Origin of the sequence: Saccharibacillus sacchari (assembly GCF_037722395.1) — a bacterium.
In the GTDB taxonomy this organism is placed as follows: Bacteria; Bacillota; Bacilli; order Paenibacillales; family Paenibacillaceae; genus Saccharibacillus; species Saccharibacillus sacchari_A.
Window position 1 is genome coordinate 30442 of the sequence record NZ_JBBKAR010000001.1, and the last position, 19708, is coordinate 50149.

The window sequence follows — 19708 nt, forward strand, 5'->3', positions numbered from 1 at the left end:
ATTATGCGATTTTTGAGGAGGAATACCTGTTGGAATTTAGGGGGCTTACGGGGGGCATCTACCGCCTGACGGAGTGGATTATGCGTCTCTCGGGAACGAATCTGCTCTGGGTGCTGTGTTCGGCGCCGTTTTTATTCATTCTGTACATGAGACTGGCGATCGATCCGCAGTATGTGAACGAAGCGTTGACCTTGAACTGGGTGCTTGGCATTTTGGCGCCGCTTACATTGTTCCCGGCGACTTCCGCCATGTTCACCGTTACGCGGAAATGGGTCATGGGCGAACCGGACGTTAAAATCATTCGGACCTATTTTAGAGGCTACAAAGAAAATTACAAGCAAAGTTTGGTTGGCGGCCTGTTCTATACGCTGTTGTTCGTGGTCATGTACGTGGACATCACGGTATACATGGTCCAGTTCCGCAATATGCAGCTATTCGGCATTTTGATGCTGATCCTGATGATTCTTCTTTTCGTATCGTTGTTTAACTTCTTCTCGATGGTTGCCCATTATCATATGAAGATCGGCGGTATCCTGAAAAATGCGATTCTGCTTACGCTGCTGCGTCCGTTCCGTGTATTTTCGACGCTGATCGGGGCTATCGCGGTCATCTATATTTGTTGGACGTATATGCCTGTGTTGTATGTGATTGCAGCCGGCAGCGTCATTTCCTGGTTTGCTTTCCTGAACTTCTATGCGACCTTCCAGAAGATGCAGGAACAAGCGAAAAAGCGGGAAGAAGAGCAAAATTCCGATGATGAGCCTGAACTGATTGAATTAGGCAAAGAGAAAAAAGAAAAGTAATCATTTTTTAACGAAAAGATGAGGTAGAGTTTACAATGATCGGCGTAAGCGCTATAATAATCCTACATCCTGCGATGTACGTTTCGGTCTTTCGTTGTTTTGAACCAATGATGAAGTCTCGGGAGATCTACATTAGGCGCCGCGATGAAAAGCCCTGTCTATATGACATGGGGACTTCAAAGCCCGTCTTGCGGTCACCCACCTGCGATAGCAGGTTCGAGACAATGTTACCGGACGGCAGAGCGGGATCTCTTTCTGTTTTGAACAGGGAAGCGATCAGTTACATAGGCTGAAGCACCCTTTGTCCCGAATGGGATCAAGCGTTCTTGCGCCGGGGAAGTTCCCGGAGCGGGGACGCTTTTTTGCTGTGTTTTTCTTTTGTTATTAATCGAACAATGCTAAACTAGAGAGTAGAATGAGGGTAACGTCAAAGGAGGAAAGATCTTGTCGTTTAAACGTACATTGATCGGAATCATTCGTAGTCAGGAAGGCACGAGCGATCGCGCGACCGATCCTAAAATGAAAACGAGATACTATAGCCTTTCCAGGGACAAAGCTTGGGAAGAAGTCAGCTCGACGCTGAAAAAGATTCCCGGCTATAAGGTGCTGCATGAAGTGCCTAACGTGGGAGAGATCATCTTGGAGAAGCGCACGAAGTTCGGTCGGACGATGGATATCACCGTTTCCGTTCTGGCTGTAGGTCCGGTCAAAAGCGCTGTCGATATTTATTCGGCATCTCGCGGTTCTTTGGGCGATCTGGGTGCGAATTATCGGACGATTCTGAGCTTGTTCACGATTCTCGACAAAAAGCTGGCATCCCATAAGACGACAGGGTAATAGCCGGTAAGCATTTCGTCTTGGGTGAAAAATGGACAGAGCCGTTTTTTGGCTTTCATGTAAGCGTACCCGCTCCACGGAGTTCCGAGGGCGGGTACGTTTTTTCGTGCGTATGTGTGAGGAACGGCGTGTTATAGCAAAGCTTTTACGGCTGCAATCGCTTCTTCGTAGTTCGGGTGTTCGCTCATTTCTTGCAAATATTCAACGTAAGCAATGCGATCATTCGTATCGAGAACGAAGATTGCGCGCATGTCCAAATGGAATTCTTCGATCAGAACGCCGTAAGCTTCGCCGAACGAATGGCCTTTGTAGTCGGACAACGTGACCACTTGATCGACGCCTGCCGCTCCGCACCAACGAGCTTGTGCAAACGGAAGATCGGCGCTGACAGTCAGAATCACTACATTTTCGCCCAGATCGGCAGCTTCCGTGTTAAATCGGCGCGTTTGCGCATCGCAAGTGCCTGTATCAAGCGAAGGAACGACGCTGATCAGTTTTACTTTGCCGGAAAAGTCTTTCAGAGAAGCTTCCTCCAGCAGATTGCGGTTCAGCTTGAAGTCCGGTGCGGAATCTCCGACTTTCAATTCGGGACCGATCAGGGTGATCGGATTGCCTTTAAATGTAGCCACGCCGGTTCTTTGTTGTGCCATTGTGAATAACCTCCTTGGATTTTCCTGTAAGTACGTGCTCATGACTGAGATCGACGTACCTCAATCGGGCTTTTGGATTTTCCCGTACGATTTTATTATAATGTTTTTAATAGATTGTTTGCAAAAAAGAGAATAGGGCATGTCTGAAAAACGAATGAAATCCGTTTTCTTCGGAATTTCGGGACATGCTTTGTCGGAAAAGAGGGAAATGATGATTTTTGTAAGGTACGAAAAATGGAATCAGTACCTGAAGTTCTACCCGGTCACGGCCTTGTTGGTATTGGTGAATGTAATCATGTTCATCGTTCTCGCAGTAAACGGAGCCTATAGCCGAAACGCTTCAGGCTCGATCTTGCTTCAATACGGCGCGTTGTCCAATGTGGTAGGGGTTCCGGGTATCGAAAATGTCGATTCGCCATGGCGCTACCTCACATCGGTCTTCTTGCACGGCAGCTTCGAACATTTGCTTTTCAACTGCTTTGCTATCATGGTGTTCCTGCCGCCGCTTGAACGACTGCTGGGACATGTGCGCTACGCATTCCTTTACCTGGCTAGTGGAATCATTGCTAACTTAATCAGTATGGGCGTTTACAACCGAGCAGGCGAATATTTCATCTCCGTCGGAGCCTCGGGCGCGATCTATGGCGGCTATGGCGCATTCCTGTACATGGCGCTATTCCAGCGAGCCAAGATGGACAAAGGATCGCGGCAAACCGTCTACATCCTGCTGGTCATGGGCTTAATCATGAGCTTCGCGACACCGAACGTCAACATCTCTGCCCATATCGGCGGCGCCATTGCCGGCTTCTTCCTGTACGGAATACTGGTGCGGCTGCCGATCGGAAAAAAAATCGGCTGAGAAACATCGGTTGAGCTTTTGGGAGACCGCTGCGTCAGCCGATAAGGGGGCGGTAGCATGTACTGTAATGGAGATCAGAAGCAGCAATAGGCATAACTAATCCATAAAATGAAAAAAGCAGCGAATGAAGGCTATGTGCTTAGCCTTATCCGTTGCTTTTTTACATTCTGGCTTCAACTGTTCCGTCATCCGAAATCTGGCGAATCTCGGCAAACTCGATTCGGTTACGTCCGTTCTTTTTCGCCTGATACAAAGGTTTGTCGACTTCCGCAAATAATCGTGTCAGGTATTCTTCTAAGTTGTCGGGGACGTATTGATGCTCGAAGTCTTCGATAGACAACACACCCAAGCTAACGGTAACGCTAACCGGTTCTGCTGACTGGGCAAGCTTCACGAAGTTGCTTTCTACGGCGGTACGTACCTGCTCGGCAATTTTCTCGGCCATTTTTCGCTCGGTGCACGGCAGGTATAGAATAAATTCCTCGCCGCCGTAACGTGCCAAAATGTCTGTGCTGCGGATACACTGCTTGACGATCTGTGCCGTGCGATACAACACTTCGTCTCCCGCGACATGGCCGTGACGGTCATTGATCATTTTGAAAAAGTCGATGTCGAACAGAATGAACGAGAATGGAATCCGCTGCTCGACGTTGGCGGTCATTTCCTGCGCCAAACGTTGCGTCAAGTAATGGCGGTTGTAGCAGTGCGTCAGGCTGTCTGTCAGCGCCATCTCTTCAAGCTTGCGGTTAGCCTGCGACAGTTCAAGACGCGTCCGATCCAGCGAGCGGTTGCGCTCATGCAGAACATCGTTCTGGCGGTTAAGCTCTTGAACCAGGCGTCGCTCTTGCGAAACGTCCTGGAACGTCAGGATATGACCGATAGGCGAGCGTGAAGCATCGAAGATCGGCGACGTTTGCAAAATGAAATGAAGCCCGCCTCCGCGATTCGAAGTCAACTCGATGTGGAACAGATCCTGTTCTTTCCGCTTGTAATGATCGAGGAACTGACGACTGTCCCCTGTTGCGCGAACCGAAGACAGAAGCTCTTCGATATCGAATAGGTCTCCCTCTTTGATATCAATAAAAAGCGCGAGTGCGCGATTCGCTTCAACTACCGCATCGTCTTCATCCAATACGAGAATGCCATGAGGAATCGTATTGATGATGTCTTCATGCGCAATCGATACCAGATCGAATACTTTGTACCGGGTAATGACGTAAATGAAAAATAGATCGGCAATAAAAATACCGAGCGAAGTCAATCCGGGGATGATCGGTAAAAACTTGGCAAGCACAACATTGAGCAGAATATCGAGCACGGCAAAAGATGCCAATGCGCACACACCCCATAGAACGATACGAATCTGCTTTTTGAGGCTTGGGGAAGACGAATGAGATCGTACAGCGCGCAGGAGGACAACCAGCGAGGTGAAGAAATATCCGGCGATGACCAACATGGTTAGCCAGAACAGCGGACCGTAGGAACGGTCAACGTAATTGTCGGTCGTAGGACTGGCGAACAGATGGAACGGATTGACGATCGTCCCGAGCGAGGCGACGGCAGCAGGGACGAACAGCAGCGCAATAGACTTGGGACTTAATCGTTTCTCGTCTCCCGCAAGGAATAATGTGAACAGAAACCAGCCGCTTGCAAGCATGAGGGATGCTACGAAGGATAACGAAACGTAGATGAACTGCAATTGAACATCCTGTACGATATGCGTAGCAAATTGACAGAGCGGCCATAACATCATGAAGAAGTGGAAAACGAAATAGACTTTATGTAGATTCGTGATCCGAACTGCAAAGAATATGTAGACCAGCAAGGCGGACAATAGGGCGAACAAGAAGAGATCATACCACATTGATAGGCTCACAAACCTTCTCCTTTTGGTTGCGAAAGCTGCAATCGACTGCAATGTTAAAGTAGATGTATAGTACCATAAAACCAAGAGAATTAGCCAGTATTTATCGTCCATCGGACGAAGATTGCAGTCTTTTTACACTTGTCATACCTAACTCTATCCAAAAAAACGAAAAACCGGCGCGGTCCGAGAGACTGCGCCGGTTTTTCGTTTTTTTATTCAACCGCCGTTCAAAAGGAACACCGATCGTGGAGCGTTAAAGTTAGTCGCGGCTGTTGAAGATTCCGACCAGACGGATCAATTCAAGCAGGGCGACCAATGCGGCAGCTACATAAGTCAGTGCGGCAGCATTCAGGACTTTGCCCACGCCGCGTTCTTCTTCGTTGGTAATGTAGCCTTCCGATACCATGATTTCTCTGGCCCGGTTGCTGGCGTTGAATTCGACCGGCAACGTGATGAGCTGGAAAATGACGGTGACTGCGAAGAACAGAATGCCGATACCGATCAGCGTATGGCTGAAAAGGAAACCCGCCAGGATCAGGAACGGCGCGATACCGGAAGTGAAATTAACGACCGGGAAGATCTTGTGGCGCAGCGCCAGCATCGGATAAGCTTGCTGATGCTGAATGGCGTGGCCGATCTCGTGACACGCGACCGAGACAGCGGAGATGCTGTTTCCATAGTAGACGTCCTCGGATAACGCAACGGTGCGATTCACCGGATTATAGTGGTCAGACAGTGTGCCGGGCACTGTTACGATCTGTACATCATGCAACCCGTGCGTATCAAGCATATGGCGTGCGGCTTGATATCCGGTAATGCCGCTGTTCACCGGGACTTCGTTCCATTTCTTAAACGTGCCTTTGACCCGGAACTGTGCCCAGATGGTCAGGATAAAGGCGGGAATGATCAGAATGTACATAAACGTGTTAAAACTCATATGCTTGTTCCCTCCGTATTCAAATATTACATCATGGTTGCCCCAACAGCAGTTTGATCGCTTCCATGCAGGCAATACCCTGTGGAAGCAGCTGAGAGAAGGTCTTGCGCGCCTGCACCGGATCGAGATCCTGAAGCAGCGGTTGCAGTTCCTTCAATTCTTTCTCGACCTGCGCCAAGTGGCTTTCGAGTAGGGTTAGCTTTTCGGAAACGCGTTCGTCTCCCGAAGCTGCGCTCCATTTGTCGAGTCGTTCCCGGATTTCTTCCAATGTAAACTTTTCGTCTTTCAACTCATGGATACGTTGCAGACGAAGCAGGGTTTCGGGTCCGTAGAGTCGATAGTTGGTCATCGAGCGGTCCTGCGGATGAATCAGACCCAACTTGGTGTAATAGTCGATGGTGCGTTCACTGGTTCCTGCGGCACGGGCCAGTTCTCCAATCCTGAACAGTTTCATATCCCCATCGCTGCCTCACCCTTTCTTAAAAGAAACTCTTGACAAATTCAATTATATCCAACCCAAAGCGTACAGTCAAACGTCATACTTTCAAACCGAAAGTGCGCATTACCGCATTAACGCAGGTATAATTTTTAATCAAGAGAAAAGGGCTGAAATAAATTTTCTTTTTTTATGAAAATACACTTGTCAGCTTTCTTGCCGCGGTCTATAATGACATCAAGAGTTTCACATTGTGTTAGAAAAAATAACATGAAGAGGGCGTGGGGAATTTGAGAAAGAAATGGTGGTTGGCACTTGGAGCATTGACGGCAGTATCGGCATTTCCGGTCAGCGCGTATGCGGCGGAAGCGGTAGACGGCGAAGCATTGGCGAACGGCGTGAATATGGCTTTCGTATTCGTCGCAGCCGTACTCGTTATCTTTATGCAAGCCGGATTCGCCTTGCTTGAAGCCGGTTCCGTACGGATGAAGAACGCCGGGCACGTAGCGGGCAAAACCATTCTTTCCTTCGGCGTTGCGAGTGTCGCGTTCTGGGCGTTCGGGTTCGCGTTCGGGTTCGGTAACGGCAACGGATTTTTCGGTTTTGAAGGTTTCTTCTTCGGAGGAGACGCACAAGCGGCATCGTTCGATTCCGTAAACGGCTTCGGTCTTCCGGTCTCGCTGATGTTCCTGTTCCACCTGGCGTTTGCAGGCGTATCGCTGGCAATTGCGGGCGGCGGTCTGGCAGAACGTGCCAAACTTAGCGTATACATCGTTTTCGGCGCTCTCTTCACGATCGTCATCTATCCGGTCATTGCGCACTGGGTATGGGGCGGCGGCTGGCTCGGCGCGATGGGCATGCAGGATTTCGCGGGTTCGACGGTCGTTCACTTGACGGGTGCGACAGCGGCGCTTGTAGCTACCGTTATGCTCAAACCTCGTTTGGGTAAATACAGCAAAGATGGCAAACCGAACAGTATTTTGGGACACAATCAGGTTCTGTCGGTACTCGGCGTTATCATTCTGTGGGTCGGCTGGTTCGGCTTCAACCCGGGCAGCGCGCTGACGGTCATGGACGGTTTCTTCGCTTATGTAGCGTTGACGACGAATATCGCGGCGGCGGCAGGCGGCGTAGCGGCATTGCTGATCTCGTGGATCGTGTTCGGCAAAGCGGATATTCCAAGCATGTTGAACGGCGTGTTGGCGGCTTTGGTCGCAATCACAGGTTCTTGCGCATTCGTTGCACCGTGGGCAGCGATCGTTATCGGTCTGGTAGCCGGCGTACTGACCTTCTTCACGGCGCAATGGTTTGAAAAAGCGGGCGTTGATGATCCGGTCTTCGCATTTTCCGTACACGGCGTTGCCGGCATCTGGGGCGCGCTTTGCACAGGCTTCTTCGCAACACCTGCTTTGTCGGCCGATAAAGGTCTCGGACAAGCCGGCCTGTTCTACGGCGGCGGATTGCACCAATTGGGCGTTCAAGCGCTTGGCGTTATCGGCACATTGGCTTTCGTAGGCGTCGTAACCTTCGTGATCTTCGCGATCCTCAAAGCAACAATGGGCATCCGCGTAACGGAAGAAGAAGAAATGATGGGTCTGGATATCAGTGAGCATGGCAACTACGGTTACCCGGAACAAATGAAAATGGCTGGCGAAACGACTTTCCACGGTCCGACCAATCCTGACTCGGGCAGCAAACGTACACCGGCTAACGCTTAAATCTTCAAGCGCTTAGGATTAGAAAGGGGGAATCTGGTGAAGCCGACTGATTCGTACACGGACCATTCATTCGTATCCCACGAAGATTTATCGCAGATCCGTTCCCCCGAAGCGCTGCGCGCAAAAAGGGTCGAGATGCAACGTGAGTTAGTGGAAGCGGAAGTCGGCCGGGATATTCTCGGCTGGAACGCTTCGATCAACGATATGCATGACCGCCTGATGAAGCACGCGGTCGAATTGTGCGAGCGTGAGATGGGGGAGGCGGGCTTCGGTCCGCCTCCCGTGTCTTATGCTTTCGTCGTATTTGGCAGTGCGGGGAGGCAAGAGCAGACGCTTTGGAGCGATCAGGATAACGGGTTGATTTTGTCCGACGTGGAGCATATCGACAAGCAATCGTATTTTGAAGAGTTCGGTCGTCGCCTGACAGATATTTTGGAAATTACAGGTTATGACAAATGCGAAGGGAAGGTTATGTGTTCGGAGCCCAGGTGGTGCCGAACTTCTTCCGAATGGGCAAGCCAGCTCGAAGAATGGCGCGGTGATCTGAGCTGGGAACCGGTAAGGTACCTCATTATTGCTTCCGATCTTCGCCATATCGCCGGCGATATGGATTTGGCTGACAAGTGGCGCCGCGATTTTTATGACGGAGTACGCGGGAACGTGGCCTTGCATGCCGCTATTTTACGCAATACGGTTCGCCATAAGAAGACGCTCAATGTACTTGGGCAGGTGGTGACCGAACGTTTCGGCGACCATGCCGGCGATTTTGACGTCAAATACGGGATGTACATTCCGCTGGTCAATGCCGCCCGCTGCTTTGCGCTTCAACACGATGTGGAAGAATCCTCTACCTTAAAGCGACTTGAGCGGTTGATCCAGTTCGAAGCGACTTCATTGCCGCTGCTGGAACCTACCTACGAAGCCTTTCTTACAGCTTTACGGTTGCGGGGGTTGACTGAAGCCACAGAGCATGAGGGGCTGCTGGAAAGCTCCGGTTATCTGCTCAGCGACGAATTGAAGAAAAAAGAGCAGTTCTATGAACTGCGCGACGGTCTGATTCTGGTACGCAAGCTGCACCGCGTGCTTCAGCGTCAGCTCAGATTCGCAGAAAGGAGACGCGCATGAAAGAACCGGCTGGGTCGAGAAGCGGATTTTGGAACATGCTGCGCGGCGGCGGTGTTCCTTCGGCGGTGGCGTCGGTATTCGGGGGACAGAGTGCGCATCAAATGGCCTTCATTCGCTCGCTCAGCCGGGAACAGCGCAGACCGGAAGCTTTGATTACCCCGCTGCATGAATTGGAGACTGTCGTGTTCGATTTGGAGACGACAGGCTTCAACTGCCAAAAAGGGGATGAGATTCTATCGTTCGGGGCTGTCAAAATGAAAGGAGATCAGGTGCTGGAAAACGAGACGTTCTATACGCTTGTCAATCCGCGCATCGACATTCCTCCGCATATCACCGATTTGACAGGCATTACGCCGGCGATGGTTGAAGATGCACCTTCTTTGATCGAAGGGCTGCATGATTTTATGGCTTTTATCGGCCATTCCGTATTAATCGCGCATGCCAGTGCCCATGACAAAGCCTTTTTGAATACCGCGCTCTGGAAAACGTCGAAGGCCCATCTCACGCACCGCGTTATTGATACGATGATGATTGCGAAGCTGCTTAATCCGACAAGATCGGGATACGGGCTGGATGAGCTGTTGGTGGAGGAAGGAATCGAAATCAAAGAACGCCATCATGCGTTGGGCGATTCCCTGATGACGGCAAGGCTATGGGGCGGTTATATGGACAGGGTGAGAGCCAATCAAATCTCGACGCTCGGCGACCTGTACGCGCATCTGAGCAACACTTGAACGAAAAACGCCGCACGAAAAATCCCGCCGAAAGTCAGGCCGGATTTCGTTTCAAACGAAATGAAAGCCTATCTTTGGCGGGACGCATGACGAATACAGTAGCACAAACGGCAACCGAAAGCGGAAAAGCGGCGGGTCTGGCGCTACGGTGTGAAACGGATTACGACTCCGCTTCACATGCCTCCCGCTGCGAAATTCCCTGCACCGAAAAGATGTTTTTCATCTCGATGCGGGTTGTGAACACCCAATGTTTGACCCGCAAGCCTTGAATGGAGCGAGTATTGATTGCCGGACCGGATTCCTGACCGGGTACCGGTACTGACAATCAAGACAAGCGTTGCTCCCTCGAAGCTTGCCACCCATGTTTACCCCTCTCATACTGGGCTTTCCGCTGCGGCGGGAAGCCGCTTTTTTGTTTACGGGTTAATGGTTGAGCAGACCGGGACGCGGTTCCGCAGCCATAGCGGCCACGGCGGGTTCCTGACCGAGCAGCGCGTAACGCATACTGTCGACCAAAGCTTCCCAGCTGGCTTCGATGACATTGCCGGATACGCCCACCGTGCTCCATACGTCCTCGGAATCGCGGGATTCGATCAATACGCGCACTTTGGAGGCTGTCGCTTCTTTATCGTCCAATACCCGGACCTTATAATCGCTCAGGTGCATATCGGTAAGTTGCGGATAGTATTGAAGCAGCGCTTTGCGCAGGGCGTTGTCGAGCGCATTGACCGGACCGTTGCCTTCTCCGGCGGTATACAAGCTTTCTCCGCCGATCCGAAGTTTCACGAAAGCTTCCGATACAACCGGTTTGCCCGCTGACTTTTCCACCAGCATTTTGAACGATTCGAACACGAACAGTTCGCGTACTTCCCCACTGGCTTCGCGAAGCAGCAACTCAAGCGAAGCGTCGGCGCCTTCGAATTGGTAGCCGCGATGCTCAAGTTCCTTGATTCGTCCGATCGTCTCGGCAGCCTGCGGGCTTTTCGGATCGAGTTCGATGCCCAGCTCTTTGGCTTTGGAGATCAGGTTGCTTTGACCCGCAAGCTCGGAAACGAGTACCCGCTGCTTATTGCCAACCAATTCCGGAACAATATGCTCATAGGTACGCGAATCTCGCAGGATCGCCGAGACGTGAATGCCGCCTTTGTGCGCAAAAGCTGCACTGCCTACATAAGGCTGGCCGGTTGGCATGTGTACGTTGGCAATCTCGCTGACATAACGGGCAACCGGAACTAGCTGCGCAAGCTTTTGTTCAGGTAAACAGGGCAAACCGAGCTTGAGCTGAAGATTCGGGATGACGGAACACAGATTGGCATTGCCGCAGCGTTCTCCGTACCCGTTGATCGTCCCCTGAACCTGCAACGCACCGGCGGATATGGCGCTGAGCGCGTTGGCAACAGCCAGTTCGCAATCGTTGTGCGTATGAATGCCCAATCGCGCCTGCGGCATTTCAGCCACAAGAGCCGTTACGATCTCGCTAATTTCGTGCGGCATCGTGCCTCCATTGGTATCGCATAGAACCAACCAATCCGCTCCTGCTTCGGAAGCCGTGCGTAGCACTGTTTTTGCATAGTCCCGGTTATTTTTATATCCATCAAAAAAGTGCTCGGCGTCGAACAACACTTCCAGGCCCCGGCGTTTCAGATACGCGATGGAATCGCCGATCATCGCCAAATTTTCTTCCAGCGTCGTCTGGAGTGCCGTATGCACATGGAAATCCCAAGACTTGCCGACCAACGAAGCCGCTTGTACGCCCGATTCGGCAATCAGCCGCAGATTTTCGTCATCTTCGACCGAAGCGCCTTTGCGGCGGGTGCTGCCGAAAGCGACGATCTTGGCCCGAAGGTCCAGTTCTTTGACCCGACGGAAGAACTCCACGTCTTTGCCGTTGCTGCCGGGATTGCCTCCCTCGATATAATGCACGCCAAGTTCGTCGAGCTTGACGGCGATCTTTAACTTGTCATCGGCAGACAGGCTGATGCCTTCGCCCTGTGTGCCATCTCGGAGTGTGGTATCGAAAATGGTGATGGAACGTGTCATGGAACTGCTCCCTTCCGTCCGTATTAATTGTCGATTATAGCATGAACGCTTTAAACCGGTATAGTACTCTGGTTAACAAATTTTACGGAAGAAAAGAAAGCCGAAAAAGATTGTCCGCACAAGGCGGACGAAGAGTAATTCGACTAAGGCGCGATTGAAATGGAAACGTTACCGAATTGCTCGCCGGAAGTCAGTCTATCGAAGGCTTTTGCGGTGTCCGGTAACGCATATACGGAGTCCACGACAGGGCGGATACGATAAGTTTCGATAAAATGGAGCATTTCAATAAATTCTTCCCGACTACCCATCGAAGTTCCGATCAGGCTGAACTGGGAAAAGAATAATTCACGCAACGACAGCTCGATTTGTGCCTCGGTACTGGCTCCGAGACTCACGATTTTACCGCCCGGATTCAATAAAGGGAAAAAGCGGGGGAAGACGGCTCCGCCTACGCTATCGAGAATCAGGTCTGTTTTGTCTCTGTTTGATTCAGTTGCCCAATTCGCTGCGTTGTCCAGGCCGTGGTCCGCTCCTAGCTTTATCGCTTTACGCAGCTTTTCTTGATGCCTCGAAGTGACCGTCACCGACGCGCCGACCGCTTTTGCCATCATCAGCGCATAAGTCGCCACCCCTCCGCCGATCCCGGTAATCATAAGATGTTCTCCCGGCTGCAACTTTCCCTGGCTAAACAACGCGCGATAAGCGGTGAGCGCCGACAGGGGAAGGACACCCGCTTCTTCCCAACTTAAAAAGGCCGGTTTCGGAAAAACATTTTCAACCGGAACGATCACGAACTCGGCAAATGTACCGTCTGTAGGGCCGCCTAAAATATCGGGAACCCGAGGCAGATCCGCTGTTCGGTTCCAACCCAACGTAGGATGGATCACGACCTCTTTTCCAATCGTAAAGCCTGTAACGCGTTCGCCGATTTCTTCGATCGTTCCGGCACCGTCCGAACCGGGAATCCAGGGGAGATCCGGTACAGGGCGATCTTGCATAACAAATAAGTCCCGATGGTTGAGCCCGGCGTTTTTTAGACGAATCTTAATTTCTTGCGGTCCCGGGCGTTTGTTTTCGGTGTCGGTAAACCGCAGTCGTTCCGGGCCGCCCCGTCCTGTATGTAGGATTGCTTTCATCGCGAGATCATCCTTTCTATTCTAAAAATGATTGAAGTCGGACCAAGCGTTAACCGGCCGTATGTTAGTATAAAAAGATATGAACGGGATTGGAAAGTACGCAGAATTTTCAAACTCACTACTAAAAACCGTACCATGGAGGGGCGAGAAAATGCGCAGATCGAAGCTTGTACCGACGCTTGAAGGCTGTCCCGTCGGAACCACGCTCACCGTAATCGGCGGGAAATGGAAAGGGATTTTGCTCTATCATCTGCTGGAAGAACCGAGACGATTCGGCGAATTTCGCAAGCTGTATCCGGCCATCACGCCGTTTATGCTGACTTTGCAATTAAGGGAACTGGAGCGTGACGGAATCGTGCACCGGGAGGTGTATCCCGAAGTGCCGCCGCGCGTGGAATATTCGTTAACGGAGTTCGGAAAGACCTTGGCGCCGATGATTTTGTTTATGAAAAACTGGGGCGAGGCGCATGGAGATCGGTTGAAAAGATTGAGGACGCAGCATGCGGAAAAGAAACCGGAATAATGTGAAGATTTTCGAAGCGGAAAACGGTTTGTATGGCTGTTGATGTTGTAAAATAGAAAATGAAAAGTAATGAATACGGCGAAAAGGAGGCGGGTAGGAATGGAGAATGTCGAGCGCTATTATCCGTCGAAAGGGCGGGTCATTTTGCACGTCGATATGAATGCTTTTTATTGTTCGGTGCATGAAGCAGAGAACCCGGAGCTATATCGCGGAAAAATGACGGCTGTAGCCGGAGACAGCGAGAAGCGGCGCGGCATTGTCGTCACCAGCTCTTACCCGGCGAGGCGAAAAGGCGTACGTACGGGCATGACGGTAAACCAGGCGCAGCGGCTTTGCCCGTCGTTAATGCTCATTAAGCCGGATTTTCGATTGTATCGGGCGTATTCGAGAGCTTTTCGCGAGATTCTTTATAACTACACGCCTCTGATCGAAGCGACCTCTATTGACGAATGTTATATGGACATCACCGGTTCGAGGCAGTTCGGTACACCGCTTGAGATTGCGGACGAGATTCAGCGGCGTATCGAGAGCGAATTGTCCTTGCCTTGCTCGATCGGCGTGGCGCCGAATAAGCTGCTGGCGAAGATGGCTTCGGATATGAAAAAGCCCAGCGGGATTTCCGTGCTTCGGATTCGCGATCTTCCGCAAACGCTATGGAGCAAACCTTGCGGAGAATTATTCGGCATAGGAGCCAAAACGGACGAAAAGCTGAACCGTATGGGCATTCGCACCATCGGCGAACTGGCACGAACAGACGAGAAGCGGTTGCAAGATTCATTCGGCGTGTTCGGAGCCTGGATGAAGCGTGCCGCCAACGGACAAGATTATTCCGAAGTGCAGTCGGTTCCCGAACCCAGCAAATCGGTAGGGCACACGACGACGCTTCCGTACGATGTCACCGAATCTGCCGAGGCGCTTCGGGTGATCTTGAATCTGAGCGATCAGGTAGCCAGGCGGATGCGCAAGCAGCATTTGCTGGCCGGATCGGTGCAGATTACGATTCGCACGCCGGAAATGAAAACAATCACGCGCTCTCGGACGCTGGATATTCCGACCGAAACAGCCGATGATATTTATAGGGAAGCCAAAGCCCTGTATCTGCGCCATTGGAGCGACGGCAAGCCGGTTAGACTGCTCGGCGTGGCGGCGCAAAATCTAGCGGACAAAAGCACGGCGGCGATCCAGCTTGATCTGTTCGATTATGAGCAGCAACCGAAGAAAGAAAAGCTGACTGAAATCATGGACAAAATGCGCGACAAGTTCGGAGAAGATGCCTTGATGGTCGCCGGAATGTTGGAAGAGGACGGGACCAAACGCATGAAAGCGGGACGTTCGCCAGGGATTTCTTTTCACGGCGAGCGCAGCAAGGATCAGGAAAATCGATGAAAATGAAACGTAAGAATGATTGAAATCAAAAAAAGTTTATATTATAGTTAGAGGGATGAAGGCTCTTACGGGAATGGCTTCTTGACAAGAGAATCAGTATTGCCGACAGAGAGTATACAGGAGGGAACACATATGGCTAAATTTACGTGGGTCGACAAGGACACTTGCATTGCATGTGGGGCTTGCGGCGCGACAGCTCCGGATATTTACGATTACGACGATGAAGGATTGGCAGAAGTTATTTTCGACGGCGACGGTAACCACGGCATCAAGGCAATTCCGGAAGACATGCACGAAGATATGCTCGACGCATGCGACGGTTGCCCGACCGATTCGATTATCATTGCGGACGAACCGTTTAACAAAGAAGGCTGATTCGACTCGAAAGCGCCGAATACAGGGCAGATCCGAGATAAAGCGTCTCTTTCCTGAACCACAGGCGGGAGGCGCTTTTTTTACGGGAATAAGCAAGACAAGCCATTGGAGCCTATTTTCCGGCAAAGGAGCGAAAGGCCATGACCCGTTTTCGCGATTTGAAGCAGTATGTGCGCGAACATCCCGATAACAAAATGGCCTGGTACTTATTAGGTAAGGAATACGAAGCCGACGGTCAAGAGGGCAAGGCCAATTACTGTTTCAATCAGGCGCAGGAAGTCTACGAGGCTTATGAACATGTGCATGTGCCGGAAGATATTTTAGCGGAATATGAAGAGAAATTGCACGAAGCGGCCCGGAAGCGGAAAAAAGCGATCGCGAAGCGTCGAGCTTGGCTGCTTGCGGCTGTGCTGCTATTGCTTGCTGGCTTCCGCTATGCGGAGGCGCCCGGAATTAGCGCGCCGAACTTTCTGGCGGGAGTCGATGAAAATCCGGACCCGCCGTCAACGGTCTTCACGGCAGCCGAAATCGGTGTGCCGCGAGCGATCGGCGCAGCGGCTGCGGCTTATATGGAAGATGGACGATCGGTTCCGGCGTCTGTGCTCGGCATGGAGCGAAGCGGGAAGTGGTTGCTCTGGAAAAAGAACATGCCGGTGATCGCGGAACTGGAACCGGGTGAAGGATCGGCAGAAAGTCTGATTCGAAGCTATGATCCGACCACCTGCGATTGTGAAGCGGACGTCTCAAGGGGAGAACGCCGCGCGGCTCAAGCCTGGGTAAGCGAACAAGAAAGTTTAGCCACGCTTGCATCGGCAGTAGCCAGTTACCGCGAAGGTGGCGGCGGCATACCGGAGGACTTGAAAGAGCTGAACCAGCCGTTTCCCGATAATGTGATGTCAGGTTCGACGCCGATTATGAGTCGGTCCTTCGATAGCTTTGCCACGATGTTGAAAAGGCAGGCTTATGGTCAGGAGATGCCGCCTTTGTCCGAAGAAGCTGCGCGTCCCGTATCGGCCGAGACGCTTGGCGGCACTCCGTATCTGGACCAGCCGCTTGAGATTATCGTGGACCGAAGCCGGCATCGCCTTGCGGTGGTGAGCGGGAATGTGCTGCTTCGGAACTATGAGGTAGGGCTTGGCGGCAGCAAGACACCGACCGGAACATTCGCGATCAGCGACAAAGTGGTCAATCCCAACGGGAAATCCAATGGGGAGTTTGGCAGCCGGGGGATGCAATTGTCGGATACCGACTATGCGATCCACGGCACGAATGTACCCAGCAGCATCGGCGGCGACGAGTCGCACGGTTGCGTGCGGATGAACAAGGACGATGTCGAAGAGTTGTTTGACATGATCCCCGCCGGAACCAAGGTTACGATGACAGACGATGTGCTGCCCGAGGAAACGGTGATTCCGCAGCAACGTTTCCAGACCGGGGACCGTCAGGACCAGACAAACGATCGGAAGATTTATCGCTGGCTGAATTAGACAGGATTCCAAACAGACAAAAAAGCCCGGCTACGGCAGAAAAACCGGAGACCGGGCTGATTTCTGGGAATGTAACCTGATCGGAACAGGTTTAGAGTTGCGCCCAGACAATTAATGCGCTTACAACCAAAACGAACAAAGCAAGACTGGCGCCGATCCAGAGGGCGGCTTTGCGATTGATTTCTTCCTTTTTTTGCTGGAGGGCGGGCGGTTTGCGTTTGACGGCCATGGTCATCGTCTCCTTTGGGTATCGGATATCTTTATTGTAAGTCTCTTTTCGATAGATTGTAAGAGGGAAAGAAGCGACGGGAATGCTTTCCTTTTAACGTGGTTCCGAGTAAAATTAAAGAGTCAGAAGAGAAGAATGGGAGTGAACCGCTTGCTGTATGAACGCCTAGCCAAACCGTTGTTTTTCCGGATGGACCCCGAAAAAGCCCACCACCTTGTGATTGACGGCATGCGTGGGGCTTCGAATACGCCCGGAGGGCTGACTTTGCTGCGCAAGATGTATGGTACGGAGCGTGATGAAGCGCTGGCTTCCGAAGTAGCGGGACTGTCGTTTCCGTCTCCTATCGGCCTGGCTGCGGGACTGGATAAAAACGCCGAGGCGGTTCCGGGCTTTTCGTCGGTCGGCTTTGGCTTTATGGAAGTGGGTACCGTGACTCCCGTAAGTCAACCGGGGAATGAACAGCCGAGACTGTTCCGTCTTCCGTCGGACGAAGCTTTGATCAATCGGATGGGCTTCAATAACGAAGGCGCGGAAGCGATGGCGGCTTCTTTGGCTGCATTGAAGGAACGTCCCGTTCCGGTCGGCGTCAATATCGGCAAAAATAAAGTCACCCCGAACGAGGAAGCCTATCTCGACTACGAACGCTGCATCCGGATACTGTACCCGTACGCGGATTTCTTTATCGTCAATATCAGCTCGCCGAATACGCCGGATTTGCGCCGTTTGCAGCATGGCGACGAATTGCGCAAGTTATTGACCGCGGTGACGAGTGAACTGGCAAGCCAGGCAGGCGACGCTTCACCCAAGCCCGTGTTTGTTAAGATCGCACCGGATTTGGGCGATGATGAGTTGGAAGAGACGGTGGACGCTATTGCTTCAAGCGGCGTATCCGGTCTTATTGCGACCAACACGACCTTGTCGCGCGAAGGTTTGACGCATGTCAATCGAACCGAAGCGGGCGGACTCAGCGGACGGCCGTTGACAGGCCGTTCAACCGAGATCGTGCGACGGGCTTACGCCCAGACACAAGGAAAACTGCCGATCATAGGGAGCGGTGGAATCTTTACACCGGAAGATGCCTATGCCAAAATCCGTGCCGGCGCAAGCTTGATCGAGATTTATACGGCTATGATCTATAAGGGGCCGGAAATTAACCGCCAACTGCATACCGGACTCAAAAGGCTGTTGCAAACAGATGGGTTCACCCATATTTCCCAAGCGGTCGGTGCTGACCACCGCTAAAAGGGTGAAGGAAGACGAGGAGGCACATAGCATGGGTATGGACGGTAGAAACTGGGAAACCTTTTTGCTTCCCTATGAACAGACAGTCGAAGAATTGAAAGTCAAGTTCAAAACGATGCGCTCCGAATTGAAAAAGCGTGAAGAATACGCGCCGATCGAGTTTGTCACCGGGCGAGTCAAACGGATTACCAGCATTTTGGAAAAAGCTGAACGATTGGACGTTCCGTTGGATAATCTCGAAGAAGGAATAGAAGACATCGCCGGGATTCGCATCATGTGCCAGTTCGTCGAAGATATCCGCCGCGTGGCCGAATACATCCGGGCTCGGAAAGACTTGACGGTCCTGTACGAGAAGGATTACATCACGAATTACAAAGAGAGCGGCTACCGCAGTTTCCATATGATTATCCGTTATCCGGTGCAGACTGCGTTGGAGCAGAAGATCGTACTGGCCGAAATCCAGATTCGTACGCTTGCCATGAACTTCTGGGCAACGATCGAACACTCGTTGAACTATAAATATCGCGGCGGATTGCCGGGCGATATGCGCCTTCGTTTGCAAAAGTCGGCGCAAGCCGCATCGGTACTCGATAGCGAAATGTCCAGTATCCGCGAAGAAATCCTGGACGCGCAGAAGCTTTTCGAAGATGACGCGAACATCGTATCGACCTCGCTCAAAACGATCCATCGATTATACGCGTATCATCTGGTCGCCGAAGCGATCGCCTATCAGCAGAAATTCAGCGAGTTATTCCTGGTGCGTGACTTCGAAGGCATGAAAGAAATGTTGACCGAAATCAAAGCGATCATGGCCTCGAAGCATGAGGAAGACCCGGAAGATGAAGGTTGAACGCAAGTTTGCCGCGTTTCTGGTGTACTTCAATCGGGATCGCGACTACTTTGAATGCCATGAAGTGCTCGAAGAATTATGGCTGGAACGCGGCCGCGATCCGCTATATTCCGGGCTGCTTCAGATCGCCGTAGCGCTATATCATTTTCGCAACGGCGGAATCACGCCCGTGTACAACAAGATCGAAGGCGCCAGGAAGATGATGCGTAGTGCCGTAAGCAAGTTATCGGATTATCCGGCAGACGCGCTCGGTATTCGATTGGATCGGCTTGTGTTACAGGCACAGCAGTATTTGGACCGATTGGAGCGTTACGATCAGGAACCGTTTGATTTCTATCCGTTGGAAATCGAGATGTTTGACCCGGAGCTTATCGCCCAGGTGAATCTCGCGGCGAAAAAGATTCAGCCGAATATCCCGCAGCGTACGGGCTACGCGCGTGGGCCGAAGGCCAAACCGAATGCTTAAACATACAA

20 protein-coding genes and 1 other RNA gene are annotated in these 19708 nt (G+C 51.7%); 14 read left to right on the plus strand and 7 right to left on the minus strand.

Annotation, left to right across the window (positions count from 1 at the left end):
- Window positions 1-29: 29 nt before the first annotated feature.
- The 3 genes from WKI47_RS00160 (at window position 30) to WKI47_RS00170 (ending at window position 1640) form a co-directional block, all read left to right on the plus strand.
- On the plus strand, window positions 30-803 hold the full coding sequence (locus tag WKI47_RS00160) for a YesL family protein (protein ID WP_340225165.1): 774 nt from the start codon (window positions 30-32) through the stop codon (window positions 801-803).
- A 63-nt stretch (window positions 804-866) separates the two neighbouring features.
- Window positions 867-1056, plus strand: a non-coding RNA gene (gene ssrS, locus WKI47_RS00165) — 6S RNA.
- Window positions 1057-1247: 191 nt separating this feature from the next.
- Window positions 1248-1640, plus strand: a complete 393-nt coding sequence (locus WKI47_RS00170) for a DUF1499 domain-containing protein (protein ID WP_340225166.1) — start codon at window positions 1248-1250, stop codon at window positions 1638-1640.
- 131 nt (window positions 1641-1771) lie between these two features.
- Here WKI47_RS00170 and tpx read toward each other — a convergent pair whose 3' ends face one another.
- Window positions 1772-2290, minus strand: coding sequence for a thiol peroxidase (gene tpx / locus WKI47_RS00175; RefSeq protein ID WP_340225167.1), 519 nt, complete (start codon window positions 2288-2290; stop codon window positions 1772-1774).
- Between the two features lie 211 nt (window positions 2291-2501).
- On the opposite strand from tpx, the gene WKI47_RS00180 reads away from it, so the two are divergent.
- Window positions 2502-3149 (plus strand): rhomboid family intramembrane serine protease, encoded by a 648-nt coding sequence (locus tag WKI47_RS00180; protein ID WP_340225457.1) that lies wholly within the window; start codon window positions 2502-2504, stop codon window positions 3147-3149.
- Between the two features lie 160 nt (window positions 3150-3309).
- Here the strand turns inward: WKI47_RS00180 and WKI47_RS00185 are convergent, their stop codons facing one another.
- The 3 genes from WKI47_RS00185 to WKI47_RS00195 form a co-directional block, all read right to left on the minus strand.
- The gene (locus tag WKI47_RS00185; RefSeq protein WP_340225168.1) at window positions 3310-5025 is read right to left on the minus strand and encodes a diguanylate cyclase; all 1716 of its coding nucleotides are present in this window, start codon (window positions 5023-5025) and stop codon (window positions 3310-3312) included.
- 250 nt (window positions 5026-5275) lie between these two features.
- The gene (locus WKI47_RS00190; RefSeq protein ID WP_340225169.1) at window positions 5276-5953 is read right to left on the minus strand and encodes a zinc metallopeptidase; all 678 of its coding nucleotides are present in this window, start codon (window positions 5951-5953) and stop codon (window positions 5276-5278) included.
- Window positions 5954-5984: 31 nt separating this feature from the next.
- Entirely contained in the window at window positions 5985-6407 is a 423-nt protein-coding gene (locus WKI47_RS00195; RefSeq protein ID WP_340225170.1) for a MerR family transcriptional regulator, read from the minus strand.
- 272 nt (window positions 6408-6679) lie between these two features.
- On the opposite strand from WKI47_RS00195, the gene WKI47_RS00200 reads away from it, so the two are divergent.
- Genes WKI47_RS00200 through WKI47_RS00210 form a run of 3 tightly spaced genes read left to right on the plus strand, consistent with a single transcriptional unit; the run spans window position 6680 to window position 9966 of the window.
- Complete coding sequence (locus WKI47_RS00200; RefSeq protein WP_340225171.1) at window positions 6680-8107, plus strand: ammonium transporter; 1428 nt, start codon at window positions 6680-6682, stop codon at window positions 8105-8107.
- 36 nt (window positions 8108-8143) lie between these two features.
- A complete protein-coding gene (locus tag WKI47_RS00205; protein WP_425355409.1) occupies window positions 8144-9232 on the plus strand; it encodes a DUF294 nucleotidyltransferase-like domain-containing protein in 1089 nt (362 codons plus the stop codon).
- Window positions 9229-9966: an exonuclease domain-containing protein gene (locus WKI47_RS00210; protein ID WP_340225172.1), complete on the plus strand. Its 738-nt coding sequence runs from the start codon at window positions 9229-9231 to the stop codon at window positions 9964-9966. Before WKI47_RS00205 ends, WKI47_RS00210 begins: the two co-directional genes overlap by 4 nt.
- A 423-nt stretch (window positions 9967-10389) precedes the next feature.
- On the opposite strand, the gene cimA is transcribed toward WKI47_RS00210, so the two are convergent.
- Both cimA and WKI47_RS00220 read right to left on the minus strand, forming a co-directional pair.
- Complete coding sequence (cimA, locus tag WKI47_RS00215; protein ID WP_340225173.1) at window positions 10390-12006, minus strand: citramalate synthase; 1617 nt, start codon at window positions 12004-12006, stop codon at window positions 10390-10392.
- A gap of 143 nt (window positions 12007-12149) precedes the next feature.
- Complete coding sequence (locus tag WKI47_RS00220; RefSeq protein WP_340225174.1) at window positions 12150-13142, minus strand: zinc-binding dehydrogenase; 993 nt, start codon at window positions 13140-13142, stop codon at window positions 12150-12152.
- Between the two features lie 151 nt (window positions 13143-13293).
- Here WKI47_RS00220 and WKI47_RS00225 point away from each other — a divergent pair, with 151 nt between their 5' ends.
- From WKI47_RS00225 to WKI47_RS00240, 4 genes are all read left to right on the plus strand, one after another.
- On the plus strand, window positions 13294-13665 hold the full coding sequence (locus tag WKI47_RS00225) for a helix-turn-helix domain-containing protein (RefSeq protein WP_340225175.1): 372 nt from the start codon (window positions 13294-13296) through the stop codon (window positions 13663-13665).
- Window positions 13666-13764: 99 nt separating this feature from the next.
- Entirely contained in the window at window positions 13765-15051 is a 1287-nt protein-coding gene (locus WKI47_RS00230; protein ID WP_340225176.1) for a DNA polymerase IV, read from the plus strand.
- Window positions 15052-15183: 132 nt separating this feature from the next.
- The gene (locus WKI47_RS00235; RefSeq protein ID WP_172241417.1) at window positions 15184-15426 is read left to right on the plus strand and encodes a ferredoxin; all 243 of its coding nucleotides are present in this window, start codon (window positions 15184-15186) and stop codon (window positions 15424-15426) included.
- A gap of 140 nt (window positions 15427-15566) precedes the next feature.
- A complete protein-coding gene (locus tag WKI47_RS00240) occupies window positions 15567-16913 on the plus strand; it encodes a L,D-transpeptidase (protein ID WP_340225177.1) in 1347 nt (448 codons plus the stop codon).
- A gap of 91 nt (window positions 16914-17004) precedes the next feature.
- Here WKI47_RS00240 and WKI47_RS00245 read toward each other — a convergent pair whose 3' ends face one another.
- Complete coding sequence (locus WKI47_RS00245) at window positions 17005-17142, minus strand: hypothetical protein (RefSeq protein ID WP_340225178.1); 138 nt, start codon at window positions 17140-17142, stop codon at window positions 17005-17007.
- A 150-nt stretch (window positions 17143-17292) separates the two neighbouring features.
- On the opposite strand from WKI47_RS00245, the gene WKI47_RS00250 reads away from it, so the two are divergent.
- The 3 genes from WKI47_RS00250 to WKI47_RS00260 are packed head-to-tail and all read left to right on the plus strand — an operon-like array spanning window position 17293 to window position 19700.
- Complete coding sequence (locus WKI47_RS00250; protein ID WP_340225459.1) at window positions 17293-18384, plus strand: quinone-dependent dihydroorotate dehydrogenase; 1092 nt, start codon at window positions 17293-17295, stop codon at window positions 18382-18384.
- Window positions 18385-18421: 37 nt separating this feature from the next.
- Window positions 18422-19234 carry a GTP pyrophosphokinase gene (locus WKI47_RS00255; protein ID WP_037291770.1) on the plus strand — a complete coding sequence of 271 codons (813 nt, stop codon included), beginning with the start codon at window positions 18422-18424 and terminating at the stop codon, window positions 19232-19234.
- Entirely contained in the window at window positions 19224-19700 is a 477-nt protein-coding gene (locus tag WKI47_RS00260) for a DUF309 domain-containing protein (RefSeq protein ID WP_340225179.1), read from the plus strand. The genes WKI47_RS00255 and WKI47_RS00260 overlap by 11 nt, the downstream gene beginning before the upstream one ends.
- Window positions 19701-19708: the final 8 nt, after the last annotated feature.